Annotated in this window: 15 protein-coding genes; 10 read left to right on the top strand and 5 right to left on the bottom strand. The window is 69.2% G+C overall.

The window, feature by feature from the left end; genetic code table 11:
• Positions 1-61: 61 nt before the first annotated feature.
• From ACIGXP_RS33205 to ACIGXP_RS33215, 3 genes are all read right to left on the bottom strand, one after another.
• Positions 62-919, bottom strand: coding sequence for a DUF2637 domain-containing protein (locus ACIGXP_RS33205; protein WP_058083974.1), 858 nt, complete (start codon positions 917-919; stop codon positions 62-64).
• Positions 920-1139: 220 nt separating this feature from the next.
• Positions 1140-2390: a DUF3631 domain-containing protein gene (locus tag ACIGXP_RS33210; RefSeq protein ID WP_399774708.1), complete on the bottom strand. Its 1251-nt coding sequence runs from the start codon at positions 2388-2390 to the stop codon at positions 1140-1142.
• 136 nt (positions 2391-2526) lie between these two features.
• Positions 2527-2769, bottom strand: a complete 243-nt coding sequence (locus ACIGXP_RS33215; RefSeq protein ID WP_079088060.1) for an AlpA family transcriptional regulator — start codon at positions 2767-2769, stop codon at positions 2527-2529.
• A 479-nt stretch (positions 2770-3248) separates the two neighbouring features.
• Between ACIGXP_RS33215 and ACIGXP_RS33220 the strand changes: the two genes are divergently transcribed.
• Together ACIGXP_RS33220 and ACIGXP_RS33225 are read left to right on the top strand one after the other, a co-directional pair.
• Positions 3249-3545, top strand: a complete 297-nt coding sequence (locus ACIGXP_RS33220) for a helix-turn-helix domain-containing protein (RefSeq protein WP_399774710.1) — start codon at positions 3249-3251, stop codon at positions 3543-3545.
• A 1-nt stretch (position 3546) separates the two neighbouring features.
• Complete coding sequence (locus ACIGXP_RS33225; protein WP_399774890.1) at positions 3547-4884, top strand: tyrosine-type recombinase/integrase; 1338 nt, start codon at positions 3547-3549, stop codon at positions 4882-4884.
• 76 nt (positions 4885-4960) lie between these two features.
• On the opposite strand, the gene ACIGXP_RS33230 is transcribed toward ACIGXP_RS33225, so the two are convergent.
• Positions 4961-5398 (bottom strand): hypothetical protein, encoded by a 438-nt coding sequence (locus ACIGXP_RS33230; RefSeq protein ID WP_003974483.1) that lies wholly within the window; start codon positions 5396-5398, stop codon positions 4961-4963.
• A 571-nt stretch (positions 5399-5969) separates the two neighbouring features.
• On the opposite strand from ACIGXP_RS33230, the gene hemL reads away from it, so the two are divergent.
• The 8 genes from hemL (at position 5970) to ACIGXP_RS33270 (ending at position 14158) form a co-directional block, all read left to right on the top strand.
• The gene (gene hemL, locus ACIGXP_RS33235) at positions 5970-7286 is read left to right on the top strand and encodes a glutamate-1-semialdehyde 2,1-aminomutase (protein ID WP_363214305.1); all 1317 of its coding nucleotides are present in this window, start codon (positions 5970-5972) and stop codon (positions 7284-7286) included.
• Between the two features lie 47 nt (positions 7287-7333).
• Positions 7334-7993 (top strand): histidine phosphatase family protein, encoded by a 660-nt coding sequence (locus tag ACIGXP_RS33240; protein WP_399774892.1) that lies wholly within the window; start codon positions 7334-7336, stop codon positions 7991-7993.
• A gap of 147 nt (positions 7994-8140) precedes the next feature.
• Positions 8141-9406, top strand: a complete 1266-nt coding sequence (locus ACIGXP_RS33245) for a hypothetical protein (protein WP_399774712.1) — start codon at positions 8141-8143, stop codon at positions 9404-9406.
• Between the two features lie 104 nt (positions 9407-9510).
• Positions 9511-10101 carry a TlpA family protein disulfide reductase gene (locus ACIGXP_RS33250; RefSeq protein ID WP_399774714.1) on the top strand — a complete coding sequence of 197 codons (591 nt, stop codon included), beginning with the start codon at positions 9511-9513 and terminating at the stop codon, positions 10099-10101.
• Position 10102: 1 nt separating this feature from the next.
• The gene (locus tag ACIGXP_RS33255; protein ID WP_399774716.1) at positions 10103-10873 is read left to right on the top strand and encodes a cytochrome c biogenesis CcdA family protein; all 771 of its coding nucleotides are present in this window, start codon (positions 10103-10105) and stop codon (positions 10871-10873) included.
• Between the two features lie 3 nt (positions 10874-10876).
• Positions 10877-12592, top strand: coding sequence for a cytochrome c biogenesis protein ResB (locus tag ACIGXP_RS33260; RefSeq protein ID WP_399774718.1), 1716 nt, complete (start codon positions 10877-10879; stop codon positions 12590-12592).
• Positions 12589-13665 (top strand): c-type cytochrome biogenesis protein CcsB, encoded by a 1077-nt coding sequence (gene ccsB / locus ACIGXP_RS33265; RefSeq protein ID WP_363214266.1) that lies wholly within the window; start codon positions 12589-12591, stop codon positions 13663-13665. The genes ACIGXP_RS33260 and ccsB overlap by 4 nt, the downstream gene beginning before the upstream one ends.
• Before the next feature lie 25 nt (positions 13666-13690).
• Positions 13691-14158: a hypothetical protein gene (locus ACIGXP_RS33270; RefSeq protein ID WP_363214265.1), complete on the top strand. Its 468-nt coding sequence runs from the start codon at positions 13691-13693 to the stop codon at positions 14156-14158.
• Here ACIGXP_RS33270 and ACIGXP_RS33275 read toward each other — a convergent pair.
• Positions 14155-15570 (bottom strand): condensation domain-containing protein, encoded by a 1416-nt coding sequence (locus tag ACIGXP_RS33275; protein ID WP_363214264.1) that lies wholly within the window; start codon positions 15568-15570, stop codon positions 14155-14157. The genes ACIGXP_RS33270 and ACIGXP_RS33275 overlap by 4 nt on opposite strands.
• Positions 15571-15616 lie beyond the last annotated feature (46 nt).

Raw genomic sequence — 15616 nt, forward strand, 5'->3', positions numbered from 1 at the left:
TCCCCGCTCCGGGCTGTGCGGGAACGAGCGGAGGGGGTCGATCGGGGTGGGGCGGCGGCCCTCAGCGCGTGCCGACGGGGGCCGTGTCGGGCTCGGCCTGTCGCTGGCGGGCAGCCCGGTCGAGTTCGGCCTGTACTCGGTCCTTGAGCTGAGTGAGACGGTCCTTGCCGATGCGGTACTCAGCGGCTCGGATGGCCGCCTCGATGTTGCGGCGTGAGGCACGGTCCCCGCGTCCCAGCGGTGCGGTGCGGGCGATGGCGAGGAGTTCGTCGAAGGTGACATCCCGTTCGTGGCCCTCGTCTTTGGAGAGCGGCTTCGGGGCCCGCGGCACGTTGGCGGCTGCCTCCGCCAGGTCTGGGCGCTCGGCCACGTCACGCGAGCTCTGTGCCTCCTTCGGCAGGAAGTCATCGTCTTGCGAACGGGCAGGCCGCATGGCGCTGTGCGTGCCGTTGTGGCTGTGGCCAGAGGAGTTGTGGCCCGGTGTGGCGGCGGCCTCTTCGCGCAGACTCGTGGGGTGGCGGCGGATGACGAGGTCGAGGTGGACCGCGCCGGCCAGGGCGAGCGGAGCTATCGCGGACAGGGCGCCGACGGTGACATCGTCCAGATGGAGCCCGGCGGTGTGTGCCTGCTGGTTGAGGCGGACGGCGTGCAGAGCGTTCGCCCAGATGCTCGTGACGGTGGCGAGACCGACCAGTGCCCAGACGTACAGGCGAGAACGCCAGGGCGCGGTACGGAGGATGAGCAGGGCGGCGACGCCGATGGCGATGAACCCGTCGATCACGAGGGGGAAGGCGTAGGTGAGGACTCCGCGGATGTGGATGGCGACGGCCATCTGCCGCAGGGCGTCGTAGGAGAGGGCGAAGCCGATCGTGCCGACCAGGGCGACCCCGAGGCGGATCGCTACGGTCACTGGCGGCACGGGGGCTTGGGCGGTGCGTGAGGGCAAGCGTGGTACTCCAGGGGGAGACGGGTGCCTAGGCACGGTGCGGGGTTGCCAGTGGGGAGGGCGGCGGACTCGTCGCACCCGTCGCATGCCTGGTCAGGGCAGGTACGGGAGCCTGGCGTGATACGGGAGGACCCGTCACAGTTGCCGGACCCGTCACGGGGATGACCTGCGGTGCGACGTGTGCGACGGGTGTTTACGGGTGTACGGCCGACCCGTGACGTGTGGTCTCACCGCCGTCGGGTGGCTGCTCCTCGGGGCAGTAGCGGGCCCAGGCATCGGTGAACTGTGCGTGGGTGAATCCCCGGGCCTGCCGTCCGCCTTCGAAGCGGAGGACGGCTGCCTGGATACCGAAGTCCTTCAGCAGGATCCCCAGGTAGCGCGGGGTCAGACCGGTGTTGCGGTACTCCGCCCACGGCGCCTCCTGGTCCTTGAGTAGCTCTTCCAGCAGGTCCCGCGTGCGCACGGTGTCAGGATCGCCGTAGCACGCGAAGACGCGGCGGATGTCCTTCAGCAGGCGTGTCTTCACGTTGGACTCGTCGTCCTGGCCGACCTCGGCGGCACACATGGCCACGCACGCTTCGCGTGCTCGCTCCGGCCAGGAGTCGCCTGCCAGTTCGGCGACGACCACCAGCGGTTCCCAGGTATCGGCCGCACGGTCCTGCACCGGCATCGGCGGCACCAGGTCGGCTGCGGTGTCCATCAGCGGGCGCAGCCAGGCAGTCAGCCGGTCACGTAGGGCGTGCAGGGCGGGTATGTCGCGGCGGGAGCGGAACTGTTCCACCCGCTCACCTGGCTTGCGCCGCTGCATTCGGATCACCACGGCCCGGTCCATGACCGTGTCCGGCAGGTCCCCGATGCCGGCGAGCGCGGCCATGGCGAAGGTGGGGAACGCCTGCGGCTTGTGCTCCGGCCCGGAGATCCGCAGGGCGGGCCGGTTGCGCTGGTGGCCGGCGTTGAGGAGGCCACGCAGCTCCTCGTTCTTTTCGGCGGCCTTGATGCTGCCGAAGATGGTGTCGGCCTCGTCCACCAGCAGGGTGGGCGGGTCCGCACCGATGGCGCGGAAGACCACCGCCGGGCTGGTGTTGACCGTGATCAGCGGCTCGCGCACAGTCTCGGTGAGCACGTCCAGCAGGCGGGACTTACCGCACCGCTTCGCAGGCCCGACCACGGCGAGGCGAGGTGCGTGCTGGAGGGCGGGCTGGATGTGCGTGGCCGCCACCCACAGCGTGACGGCGGTCAGCGCCTCACTGCTGGGCAGGATCACGTACCGCGCGATGGCTTCCTGCAGCTCGTCCAGTAGCTGTGCGCCTTCTCCGGGCTGCCCTGGCTCGTCGTCCTCCGAGGTCGAGGCTTTCGCGGTGGCGTCCTGGCCCAGGGCGGCGGCGGGCGGCCAGGTGGGTATCGAGGATGCGGCGGAGGAGTCGGGGGACGTAGATTCGTCCATAGGCGTTCCTTCCCGGTGGGCCGGACGGGCAAGGCCCGGCCCACCGATTCGATCGTTCAAGAGCGATGGGGCGGGGACTCTGCGGCTCTCGGCCGTGGCACGCGGTGAGCCGCTTCGCTGTCCCGGCAGGGCGGCTTCAGGCCGTGAGGTCGTACGCGGACTGGGCGTTCACCCAGGCGTCCACCTCGGACCAGCGGTAGCGGAGGTGGCGGCCGACCTTGTGCACGTTGGGGCCGATGCCCCGGTACTTCCACTGGTAGAGCGTTTTCACCGGCACCCCGAGATAGGCAGCGACTTCCGCCGGGGTGGCCAACGGGCCGCGCCGGGCAGCGTCGGCGGAGGAAGGGGCGTTCGCGCTGCGGAGAGAGGTATTCGGCACAGGGCTCCTTTTCGGTCTTGGACAGCGTGCCTGGACAACACAGCCACACCGTCAGCGAAGAAGTCCAGCGTTGGTTCTAAAACTCTCCACTAATTCCCTCGGCGTGGCTGGGAGGGGGAATAACCGTAGAGGCGGATCGGCCGTTGACCAAAAAGTTGGCGACTACCTCCTCATCCCTGATCGCCCGAGGGGCTTCGACCGGGCCTGTCTCGTCGGTTGGTGCAGGCCGGAGCTTGTCTGGGCAGGTGATCAGGTGAGCTGAAGCAAGCGGTGAGCACATCATCGGTTACCGGCTCAAAACGCCCAAGGTTCACGCGCGACGGCAAGTTAGCACGGCGACTCCCGGAATTACCCGTCCGTGCCTCGTGAATGGGCGAGATAAACGCCACGCCGCCCCACGGTCACCCTGCAACGACTTCTGTAGAGTTTTAGAGCCAACTCTTGCCATAAAGGTCGGCTGCAAGTTACAGCTACCTGTCATGGCAACTCGACCCGTTGAAATAGGCCCCGCCGGCCTCCACGCCGCCCGCGCCATAGAGCGAATACGCATCGCGCGCGGCCTGACCCAGCACCAGTTGGCTGCCCGATGCACCGCGCTGGGCCGCCCGATGTCCAACACGGCCCTCAGCCGCACCGAGCGCGCCCACCGCCGCTGTGACGTCGACGACCTCGTCGCGATCGCCGCCGCCCTCGGCGACTCGCACGCAGTCCTGCTGCCTCTGGAGACCTCTGCGATCCAGACCTGGGAGCGCATTCAGGGGGTCCTTCTTGGCTGACGTGTACGACCGCTGGCACAAGTCCCACCCCAAGCCCACCGAGGCCGAGTGCGGTGAACACAAGAGCCGTACGCGGCAGATGGTCCCCACCGCCGATCACGGCGTCGGCAAGCGGTGGCAGGTCCGCTACCGCGATCTGGACGGCCGCCAGCGCAAGGAGAACTTCGACACCAAGGCCGAGGCGGACAACCGGGCCGCCGAGGTCGACGTCGAGATCCGGCGCGGCTCCTACGTCGTACCAGCCGAGACGAAGCAGACGCTCGGCGCCTACGCGCAGAAGTGGCTGGACGCGAACTCCGTCGGTCCGACGACAGCCCTCCGCTACGAGGCGACGGTCCGCAACCACATCGTCGAGCACCTCGGGCGACGCGAGCTGCGTTCCCTCAACCAGCCCTCGGTCATCCAGGGCTGGATCCGCAGGCTCCAGGACGCCCGCCTGGAGGTGTCGACGATCGAGGGCATTTTCGACATCCTCTCCAGCATCCTCGGCGCGGCCGTGGAGGATGGGCTGCTGCCGAAGAACCCCTGCAAGGCGAAGTCGGTCAAGCTGCCGACCGCGACCAAGAAGAAGATCATCCCTTGGCCGCTGGAGCGCGTCCGGGCAGTCCTCGCCGGTCTGCCCAAGCGCTTCCAGGCCGGAGGCAAGCTCGCGTTCGGCTGCGGGCTGCGTCAGGGCGAGGTGTTCGGCTTCGCCGTCGAGGACATCGACTTCAAGGGCGGCTGGATCCACGTCAACCGCCAGGTGCGGCTCGTCGGCACGAAGCCCGTCTTCGCCCTGCCCAAGGGGAACAAGATCCGGTCCGTGCCTCTATCGGCCCAGCTTGCCGCAGCCCTCAAGGCCCACATGAAGGAGTTCCCGCCGGTCGAAGTCGCCCTGCCCTGGGCCAAGCCGGACGGCGAGCCGAAGACCTTCCGTCTCCTCTTCGTCGACGCGAAGGGGCGGGCCTACAACCGCAGCGTCTTCAACATGGGCGATTGGAAGCGCGCTCTGGCCGTCGCCGGCGTGATCCCTCCCCGCGAGCGCGGGGCGAGGTACCTCCAGGCGGCCCCCGAAGACGGGATGCACGCCCTCCGGCACGCCTACGCCTCCGTGCTCCTGGACGCGGGTGAGAGCATAAAGGCGCTCTCCGAGTACCTCGGCCACTCGGACCCGGGCTTCACGCTCCGGACGTACACGCACTTGCTGCCGTCCAGCGAGACCCGCACCCGCAAGGCGATCGACGACGCCTTCACGGAAACGGAAGCCGAGGCGGAAAACGACGGCGACCCACCCGCAGCCCAGGGCACATCAGCACCCCCAGCAAAACCAATGTGCCCTCAATGTGCCCTGGCCGCCTGACGGCCCTCCCCGGCACCAAAAAGGGCGAGGCCCGAAGACCCCGCCCAACCCGCAAGAAACCCCAGCTCAGAGCCGGTCAGGGCCAAACCAGGCAGTACGGCTGATGTCCCGCCTCATGCAGCCGATGGCTGAAGTCCTGCCATTCGTGCAGCAGCTGGTACACGTTGAACGCGTCACGCGGCCCGCCCCGGTCCGGGACCGTCGACCAGATGAAGGCTGCCGCGCCGACCGCCTCCTCGCCGATGCCGCGCAGGGGGTCGACGACGGTCATGGGGAGCTTGACGACCGCGTAGTCGGGGTGCAGGACGACCAGTTCCAGGGGCGGGACCTTGTGCAGGGGGACGCCCTCGATGCCCGTCAGGACCATCGCGGCCATCGTCTCCGGCTTGATCTTGGTGAACATGCCGTTCATGCCCAGCTCGTCGCCGCCGAGTTCCTCGGGGCGCATCGAGATGGGGACGCGGGCCGCGGTCGCACCGTCCGGCGCGCCGAAGTATTTGTACGTCACCCCCACCCGACCACCCTTCCTGCTCCCCGCCCTCAGGCGGTCGGCCCGGTGGTCGAACCGGCCCTCGATCGGTCGCTCCAGCCGGCTCTCCAGCTGCCGATCAACCTGCCGGTCGAACCGCTCGGGCTCGCTCGGTACACCCTGTGTCTGACGTGCGTCGCTCTGCCGTGTTTCGGTCGATTCCTCCGCGTCGCGCCGGTGCCTTCCCCGCCGGGCACGTCGAGGACCCAGGTCATCAGTCCCCTCGCCCAGTCCGCCACCGCGATGCATATCTCCACCCGACTGCTTTTCTAGGACGCGTGGCCCCCGCCGCGCAACCCGATCATCGTGTCAGTGACCTCCCCCACGGCCGCACGCCGAAACGTGCGGTGGAACAACAGTCCACGGGTTCTTGTCCGGCCCCTGATCATTACGTGCGTAAGAGCTGTGTGTATCAGCTCTCAGTCTCGCAGATGGCGGATGGCGGCGCTTGGATCTTGAGGCGGGCCACGCGCCCACCGGGTCGCGGCCTACCCTGAGGAGGTCACCCCAGCAGCCGGAGTCCGAGAAGCCGGAGAAGCAGCACGTCATGAGTGCCCTGAGCGAAACGCCCCATCCCTACGACGCGCCCGCCTCCCAGGCGCTCTTCGACCGCGCCTCCGCCGTCACGCCCGGCGGTGTGAACTCGCCGGTGCGCGCCTTCCGCGCCGTCGGCGGCACGCCGCGGTTCATGGTGTCCGGCCACGGTCCGTACCTCACCGACGCCGACGGCCGCGAGTACGTCGACCTCGTCTGTTCCTGGGGGCCCATGATCCTCGGGCACGCGCACCCCGAGGTCATCGCCGCCGTCCAGGAGGCCGTCGCCCGCGGTACGTCCTTCGGCACGCCCGGTGAGGGCGAGGTCGCGCTCGCCGAGGAGATCGTCGCCCGGGTGGAGCCCGTCGAGCAGGTGCGGCTGGTCAGCAGCGGCACCGAGGCGACCATGTCCGCCATCCGGCTCGCCCGCGGGTTCACCGGCCGGTCCAAGGTGATCAAGTTCGCCGGCTGCTACCACGGGCACGTGGACGCGCTGCTCGCCGCCGCCGGGTCCGGTGTCGCCACGTTCGCGCTGCCCGACACCCCGGGTGTCACCGGCGCCCAGGCCGGCGACACGATCGTGCTGCCGTACAACGACCTGGAGGCCGTGCAGGAGGCGTTCCACCGGCACCCGGGTGAGATCGCGTGCGTGATCACCGAGGCCTCGCCCGGGAACATGGGCGTCGTGCCGCCGGACCCCGGGTTCAACCAGGGGCTCAAGGACGCCTGCCACAAGAACGGCGCCCTCTTCATCTCCGACGAGGTCATGACCGGGTTCCGTACCAGCCGCGCCGGCTGGTACGGCATCGACGGGGTCAAGCCGGACCTGATGACCTTCGGAAAGGTCATGGGTGGCGGGTTCCCCGCCGCCGCCTTCGGCGGCCGGGCCGATGTGATGGCCCACCTCGCCCCGGCCGGGCCGGTGTACCAGGCCGGCACCCTCTCCGGGAACCCCGTCGCCACCGCCGCCGGGCTCGCCCAGCTGCGGCTGCTGGACGACGCCGCCTACGAGAAGGTCGACGCCGTCTCCGCGCAGATCCAGTCCCTGGTGACGGAGGCGCTCGGCAAGGAGGGCGTCGCGCACCGGCTGCAGACCGCCTCCAACATGTTCTCCGTGTTCTTCACCGACCGGCAGGTGCGGGACTACGAGGACGCCAAGCGGCAGGAGTCGTACCGCTTCACCGCGTTCTTCCACTCGCTGCTGTCGAACGGCGTCTACCTGCCGCCGTCGTCCTTCGAGTCCTGGTTCGTGTCCACGGCCCACGACGAGCGGGCCATCCAGAAGATCGCCGACGCCCTTCCGGCGGCGGCCCGGGCGGCTGCGGAGGCCACCGCGTGAGCATCAGCAACGGCAGCAGGGACAAGGACGTCACCGTCGTCCATCTCATGCGGCACGGTGAGGTCGACAACCCGCAGGGGGTCCTCTACGGGCGGCTGCCCGGGTACCACCTGTCCGAGCTGGGGCGGCAGATGGCGGACCGGGTCGCCGAGCACCTCGCCCCGCGGGACGTGGCGTACGTCTGTGCCTCGCCGCTGGAGCGGGCTCAGGAGACGGCCGCCCCGATCGCCAAGGTGCACGGTCTCGACCTGGACACCGACGAGCGGCTCATCGAGGCCGACAACGTCTTCCAGGGCAAGACCTTCGGCGTGGGGGACGGCGCGCTGCGCAAGCCCGGGAACTGGAAGCACCTGGTCAACCCGTTCAAGCCGTCCTGGGGTGAGCCGTACGTCGACATCGTCGTGCGGATGATGGGCGCGCTGAACGCGGCCAAGGACCAGGCGCGCGGTCACGAGGCGGTGCTGGTCAGCCATCAGCTGCCGGTCTGGATCGTGCGGTCCTACGTCGAGCGGCGGCGGCTGTGGCACGATCCGCGCAAGCGTCAGTGCACGCTCGCCTCCCTGACGACTTTCACATATCTGGGCGACAGGATCGTCTCGGTCGGCTACAGCGAACCCGCCATCGACCTCGTCCCGGCCCATCTGCGGGCCGGTGCCAAGCCGCAGAAGGGCACGGGTACCGCCCAGGGGAAGGCCTTCGGCGCCTGAACCAGGGGTTTCTGACGGTCCGTTTGGCACGGCTTAGCGTACTTTTTCAGTACCCGTTACGAAAACCATACAAATTAACGGAACCTCCCCGATCGTCGCGCCCTCTGACTGGGTGACCATCAACAGGCGCAACGATCGGGGAACTCCATGCGCACCGTCTCCCAGGCCCTCTCCCGCAGGGGAATGCTCGGACTCGGCGCGGGCGTGGCGGCCGCCGCCACCCTGGCCGGCTGCGGGAGTCACACGTCATCGGACGGCGCCGGGCACCCGGACGGTTCCGGCCAGGGGAAGAACGCCGAGGGCGGCGCGACCGGCTCGCGTCCGGGCAAGCCGATCGGGGACGGTTCCACGTCGTTCACGGGCAAGCAGCCGCATCAGCCGGCCAAGCCCGAACCGCTGCAGCCGGGTCAGACCCCTCCGCAGTTCGTGATCTTCTCCTGGGACGGCGCCGGCGAGGTCGGCAACGGGCTCTTCCCGCGCTTCCTGGACCTCGCCAAGGAGCACGGCGCGAGCATGACCTTCTTCCTCTCGGGGCTGTATCTGCTGCCCGAGTCGAAGAAGCGGCTGTACCTGCCCCCGAACAACGCGCGCGGCGCCTCCGACATCGGCTACCTCACCGACGAGCACATCAAGGCGACGCTCGCCAATGTGCACCGGGCCTGGCTGGAGGGCCACGAGATCGGCACCCACTTCAACGGGCACTTCTGCGGCGAGACGCACGGCTCGGTCAAGTGGTGGACCCCGCAGCAGTGGAAGAGCGAGATCGAACAGGCCAAGTCCTTCGTGAAGCAGTGGCGGACCAACACCGGCTGGCACGACCTGCCCTCGCTCCCCTTCGACTACGACAAGGAGCTGGCCGGCGGCCGTACGCCCTGTCTGCTCGGCCAGAACAACCTGCTGCCCACCGCCCGTGAGCTGGGCTGGCGCTACGATGCCTCCTCGCCGGGCGGCCGCCAGGTGTGGCCGGAGAAGAAGCTGGGGATCTGGGACCTGCCGCTGCAGCAGATACCTTTCCCCGGACGTTCCTTCGAGGTGCTCTCGATGGACTACAACATGCTCGCCAACCAGTCCGTGAACTCCACCAAGGCGCCCGCCTACAACTACCCGGGCTGGCGCAAGCAGTCCGCGCAGGCGTACATAGCGGGCTTCCAGCGGGCATACGAGACAAACCGGGCGCCGTTCTTCATAGGCAACCACTTCGAGCAGTGGAACGGCGGCATCTACATGGACGCCGTCGAGGAGGCCTTCAAGCACATCGCACGGGAGAAGGAGAAGGGCGCGGACGTGCGGCTGGTCTCCTTCCGGCAGTTCGTCGACTGGATGGACGTGCAGAAGCCCGAGGTGCTCGCCAAGCTGCGCACGCTGGGCGTCGGACAGAAGCCCGCCGCCGGCTGGAAGCAGTTCCTCGCCTGAGCGCGGTGTCGGAAATGTCCCGTGTAAGTACGCCCTGAAATGCGGTTTTCCGCCCGGCAGGGGGGCGCCACAGATCGCCGGAACGGGCATGCGAAACTTTTCACATGAGTACCCGTAGCCGCGCCGTCCTGCTCAGCGCCGTGGCCGCCGTGGCGGGCCTGACCCTGTCCGCGTGCGGCAAGGGCGGCATGTCCGGCGGTGGTGGCAACACCAACTTCGTCACCGGCCACAACGGCATCGAAACCGTGCCCGCAGGCAAGCGCGCCGCGGCCCCGGACCTGTCCGGCGAGACCATCGACGGCAAGACGCTGGACGTCGCCCGGTACAAGGGCAAGGTCGTCGTCATCAACGTCTGGGGCTCGTGGTGCGGCCCGTGCCGCGAGGAGGCGCAGTACTTCTCCAAGGTGTCGAAGCAGTACGAGGGCAAGGGCGTGCAGTTCGTGGGCATCAACACCCGCGACACCAGCACCACGCCCGCGGTCGCCTTCGAGAAGGAGCACGGGATCGGCTACCCGAGCCTGTACGACCCGTCGGGCAAGCTGATGCTCCGCTTCGAGAAGGGGACGCTCAACCCGCAGCTGATCCCCTCCACGCTCATCATCGACCGGCACGGGAAGGTCGCCGCGAGGGCCCTGGAGGCGCTCGACGACACCTCCCTGCTGGACATGCTCAAGCCGGTCCTCGCGGAGAAGTGACGTGAGCGCACTCGTGACGCTGGCTGCGACGGGCCAGAACCAGACCGTACTCAACGGCGCCCTGATCGTCGCCGCGCCGATCGCCCTGATCGGCGGGCTCGTCTCGTTCTTCTCGCCCTGTGTCCTGCCGCTCGTCCCCGGCTACCTCTCCTACGTCACCGGGGTCGCCGGCACGGACCTGGCCGAGGCCAGGCGCGGGCGGATGGTCGCCGGAGCCTCCCTGTTCGTGTTCGGCTTCAGCGCCGTGTTCGTCTCGACCGGGGCGCTGTTCGGCTTCTTCGGCCGGAATCTGCGGGCTTACCAGGACACGCTCGCCCAGGTGCTCGGCGTGCTCATGATCCTCATGGGCGTGTTCTTCATGGGACTGCTGCCCGGCCTCACCCAGCGCGAGTTCCGCTTCCACCGGCGGCCGGTGACCGGCCTGGTGGGCGCGCCCCTGCTCGGCGCGCTCTTCGGCGTCGGCTGGACCCCCTGCCTGGGCCCGACCCTCTCGTCCGTGAGCCTCCTCGCCATGCGCGAGTCCAGCGCCGGGCGCGGCGCACTCCTGCTGGTCGTCTACTGCATCGGTCTGGGCATTCCCTTCGTCCTCACCGCGGTCGCCTTCCGCAAGGCGCTCGGCGCCTTCGGCTGGGTCAAGCGCCACTACGCCTGGGTGATGCGCATCGGCGGCTCGATGATGATCGTGACCGGTGTGCTGCTGCTGACCGGCGCGTGGAACAGTCTGGTGCAGCAGTTGCAGCTCTGGTCCTATGGCTTCGATGTGGGGATCTGACCGATGAGCAAGACCGAAACGGACAACAGCCAGGACCAGGAGGACCTCGGCGCGGCCGGCTCCCAGCTGTCCACCGCGCCACGGGAGGAACTCTCCTCCGCGCCCGGCCTCGGCGTCATCGGATGGTCCCGCTGGTTCTGGCGGCAGCTGACCTCCATGCGCGTCGCGCTGCTGCTGCTCCTGCTGCTCTCGCTCGGCGCGATCCCCGGCTCGCTGATCCCGCAGACCGGCGCCGACCTGAACAAGGTCGACGAGTTCCGCAAGGCCCACCGGACGCTCGCGCCGGTCTACGACAGGCTCGGCCTGTTCCACGTCTACAGCTCGGTGTGGTTCTCCGCGATCTACATCCTGCTGTTCGTCTCCCTCATCGGCTGTATCGTCCCGCGCACCTGGCAGTTCGTCGGCCAGCTGCGCGGCCGGCCGCCGGGCGCGCCCAAGCGGCTGACCCGGCTGCCCGCGTACACGACGTGGCGTACGGAAGCCGACCCCGAGCAGGTCCGCGAGGCCGCGCTCGCCCTGCTGAAGAAGCGCCGCTTCCGCGCCCACGTCGCCGGTGACGCCGTCGCCGCCGAGAAGGGCTATCTGCGCGAGCTGGGCAACCTCGTCTTCCACATCGCCCTGATCGTGCTGCTGGTCGCCTTCGCCTCCGGCCAGCTGTACAAGTCGGACGGCACCAAGCTGATCGTCGAGGGCGGCGGCTTCGCCAACGCGCTCCCGCAGTACGACGACTTCAAGTCCGGCAGCCTGTTCCAGAACGACGACCTGGTGCCCTTCAGCTTCGACCTGAAGGACTTCAAGGGCACCTACGAGGTCACCGGCCCGAACAGGGGCACGCCGCGCACCTACGAAGCGAGGATCGATTACAGCGAGGGTGCGTACGGCAAGGACAAGTCGACCACCATCAAGGTCAACCAGCCGCTGCACATCGGCGACTCCAAGGTCTACCTCGTCAGCCACGGCTACGCGCCCGTCATCACCGTCCGCGACGGCAAGGGCAACAAGGTCTTCCATGACGCCGTGCCGCTGCTGCCGCTCGACGGCAACGTCACCTCCAACGGCGTGGTGAAGGTCTACGACGGATACCGCAACCCGCAGGGCAAGACGGAACAGCTCGGCTTCCAGGCCTTCTTCGTGCCGACGTTCAACCCGAAGAGCGGCACGATGCTCTCGCAGTTCCCCGCGCTGGTGAACCCGCTGCTCGCCGTGAACGCCTACCACGGCAACCTCGGCACCGTGAACGCGGGACTGGCGCAGAGCGTGTACCAGCTGGACAAGACGCACATGAAGGCGTTCAAGGACAGCAAGGGCCAGCTGCTGAAGAAGCTGCTGCAGCCGGGCGACACGCTGACGCTGCCGAACGGCGCCGGGTCCATCACCTTCGAGAAGGACATCAAGGAATGGGCCGGCTTCGAGATCGTCCAGGAGCCCGGCAGCGGCTGGGCGCTCGGCGGTGCCCTCGCCGCGATCTTCGGTCTGGCCGGGTCCCTGTTCATCCAGCGGCGCCGGGTGTGGGTGCGCGCGGTGCGCGGCGCCGACGGCGTGACGGTCGTCGAGATGGCCGGGCTCGGCCGCAGCGAGTCCGCCAAGGTGCCCGAGGAACTGGGCGACCTCGCCGGAACCCTCTACGACCAGGCGCCGGGGGCTCCCGACCCGGGCGACGATCCCGACGACGACTCCACCGAATCTCCCGTCGTACCTGCCGAAGGGGCTGAGAAGTGACTCTCGCCGCCGCAACCAACGAACACCTCGCGAGCATCAGCAACACGCTGATCTACTCGTCGATGGCCGTCTACACCCTGGCCTTCTTCGCGTACATCGCCGAATGGCTCTTCGGCAGCCGCAGCAAGGTCGCCCGTACGGCCGCCGCGCTGACGGCGCAGACCTCCGCACAGGCTCCCGCCGTCACCGTGAAGCAGGCCGGCGGCACCGCCGTGCTGGAGCGGCCCAAGGTCGTCGTCCGCTCGGCGTCCGGCGCCCGTGACGTACCGGACGGGCCCGGCGCGCACGGCGGGGACGTCCAGGGCGACCTCTACGGCCGTATCGCCGTCTCGCTCACCGTGCTCGCCTTCCTGGTGGAGCTGGCCGGTGTCGTCTGCCGCGCGGCCTCCGTGCAGCGGGCGCCGTGGGGCAACATGTACGAGTTCAACATCACCTTCTCCACCGTCGCCGTCGGGGTGTACCTGGCACTGCTGGCGCTGAAGAAGAACGTGCGCTGGCTCGGCCTGTTCCTGATCACCACGGTCCTGCTCGACCTCGGTCTCGCCGTCACCGTCCTGTACACCGCGAGCGACCAGCTGGTCCCCGCGCTGCACTCGTACTGGCTGTACATCCACGTCTCCACCGCGATCTTCTGCGGCGCGGTGTTCTACGTCGGCGCGGTCGCCACGATCCTGTACCTGTTCAAGGACTCGTACGAGAACAAGCTGCAGACCGGCGGCAAGCCCGGCGCGTTCGCGACCTCGGTGCTGGAGCGCCTGCCCGCCTCCGCCTCGCTCGACAAGTTCGCCTACCGGGTGAACGCGGCCGTCTTCCCGCTGTGGACCTTCACGATCATCGCGGGCGCGATCTGGGCGGGCGACGCCTGGGGCCGGTACTGGAACTGGGACCCGAAGGAGACCTGGTCCTTCATCACCTGGATCGCCTACGCCTGTTACCTGCACGCCCGCGCGACGGCCGGCTGGAAGGGCCGCAAGGCCGCCTACCTGGCGATGCTCGCCTTCGGCTGCTGGCTGTTCAACTACTACGGCGTCAACATCTTCGTCAGCGGCAAGCACTCCTACGCGGGCGTGTGAGCCGTAGGTCGCCCACACTGGTGTCATGAGCGGTTCCATCGCACAGGGCACCAGTCAGACCCACGGGAACACGCACATACTCCACTTCCTGGTGCGGCTCCCGAGGCGCATGGAAGACGTCTGGCCGGCGGTGGCCACCCCCCAGGGACTCGGGGCGTGGTGCACCGCCGTCGACGTTCTGGAACCCCGGCTCGGCGGTGCGGTCACCCTGCGGGACCTGGGCTCCGGCAGGGTCACGGCCTGGGACGTGGACCGGGTCGCGGAGTACACCGTCGAGCGCGGGCGGATCCGGTTCCATCTGGAACGGGACGAGGGCGACGGCTGCGCGCTGCGGTTCACGCACGAGTTCCAGGGCGAGGAGGAGTCGGAGCAGAGCTGGCGGACCAGATTCGAACGCCTGATCGGGCACGGGGAGGGGCCGCAGGCCGTTCCGGGTCAGGGGCCCGCCCCGCCCGCCGAGCCCGCGGAGCCCCTTCCCGGGCAGTTCACCTAGGACACTGCGGACAGGCTGCCATGGGCCACCGACGCGATGTGGTCGCGCAGCCGCTCCACGTACAGCCGCAGGTTCTTCGCCGCCACGTCCGTGTCCGGGTACCGGCTCGCCAGCCACAGCCCCTCGTGCAGCCGGTTCACCCACACGCACACCTGATCGCCGTACGACACCCGCAGCAGCGCGTGCGCCCGCTGTTCGGCCCAGCGCTCGGCGCCGGGGACGGCCCGCGTGTCCACGTAGGAGACGATCGAGTACAGGTCGGGTGAGGTCGGCCGGAAGTCCGCACCGAGCAGGCGCAGCACCCTGGCCAGCGGCATCCGGGCCAGTGACCGGTTGGCCTGCAACTGCGCACGGACCGCCCTCAGGGTGTCCGGGAAGCCCGCCGTACGGCCGACCGGGACCTCGATGGGGGCGCCGCCCACGTACCAGCCGACCGAGTCGTTCCACCGCGACTTCACCCGGGTGTGGAACGGCACCACGGTCCGGTACACCGACTGCCCGCCCAGCTCGTGCACGATCAGCCCGGTCGCGGCCAGCAGGCCGACCATGCTGCCGCCGTACGGCCTGCAGTACGCCTCGAACGCCGCCGCCTCGTCCGCGTCCGTCAGCGGCTCGCACAGCATGCGCTGCCTCGGCAGCGGGCCGCCCGGCTCCAGGCCCAGGTCGACCGGGAAGCCCGGCAGCATGCCGTCGCAGCGCTGGATGAACTCGCGCCAGCGGCCGACGATCGCGTGCCGGCCGTCGATGCCGTCCGCGTCGGCCCGCTCGATCTCGCAGAAGTCGACGTAACTCGCTGCCGGTGCCAGGGAGCCGGGCTCGGTGCCGGCCAGGCCCGCCGTGTACAGCTCGTGGATCTCGGCGGCGATCCGGGTCAGGGAGTAGGCGTCGACGTTGCTGTGGTCGAAGGCCATGTACACGCTGGCGCCGTCGTCCCGGACGACCGCGGTGTAGATCAGGTTCGGCCAGCGCAGCGCGTCTGCGACGGTGTCGAAGCGGTCCTGGAGGTGCCGGACCAGCTCGTCGGCGTCGTCGAAGTCGCCCGCCTCCTCCCGGTGCAGGGACACGTCCGAGGCGTCCAGCGTGAAGCGGCGCAGCTCGTTGCCCGAGGGGCCCGCCCAGCGGAAGCCGCTGCGCAGCGTCTCGTGCCGCACCGTCCACGCGCGCAGCGCCTCCTGGAGCGCGTCGAGGTCGACCGGGCCCGGCAGGTCGAAGGCGGTGCCGAGCCAGGTCGGCACGAACAGCCCGTCCTCCCGGACGCACCTGGCCGTCCTGATGTGCGACTCCTGGATGTAGGCGGGCGGCCGGGAGTCCTCCGGCAGTGCCGTCGCCGCCGCCACGGTCGCCGGGCTCAGCGTCCATTCGACGAGCCGTCCCGGCCGGACCTCGCAGCGCTGGATGTCAGTGATTCGCACGCGTCTCCTATCGGCAAAAAAAGGGGGGCCCTGAAGACAGGCCCCC

Origin of the sequence: Streptomyces sp. NPDC053069 (assembly GCF_044546895.1) — a bacterium.
Lineage (GTDB): Bacteria > Actinomycetota > Actinomycetes > Streptomycetales > Streptomycetaceae > Streptomyces.

What these genes read in the sequence shown, in the direction of transcription:
- ACIGXP_RS33250 (WP_399774714.1), top strand. Translation starts at nt 9,511, where the DNA reads ATGAGTACCCGTAGCCGCGCCGTCCTGCTCAGCGCCGTGGCCGCCGTG.
- ACIGXP_RS33240 (WP_399774892.1), top strand. Translation starts at nt 7,334, where the DNA reads ATGCGGCACGGTGAGGTCGACAACCCGCAGGGGGTCCTCTACGGGCGG.
- ACIGXP_RS33260 (WP_399774718.1), top strand. Translation starts at nt 10,877, where the DNA reads ATGAGCAAGACCGAAACGGACAACAGCCAGGACCAGGAGGACCTCGGC.
- ACIGXP_RS33210 (WP_399774708.1), bottom strand. Translation starts at nt 2,390, where the DNA reads ATGGACGAATCTACGTCCCCCGACTCCTCCGCCGCATCCTCGATACCC.
- ACIGXP_RS33220 (WP_399774710.1), top strand. Translation starts at nt 3,249, where the DNA reads ATGGCAACTCGACCCGTTGAAATAGGCCCCGCCGGCCTCCACGCCGCC.
- ACIGXP_RS33245 (WP_399774712.1), top strand. Translation starts at nt 8,141, where the DNA reads ATGCGCACCGTCTCCCAGGCCCTCTCCCGCAGGGGAATGCTCGGACTC.
- ACIGXP_RS33270 (WP_363214265.1), top strand. Translation starts at nt 13,691, where the DNA reads ATGAGCGGTTCCATCGCACAGGGCACCAGTCAGACCCACGGGAACACG.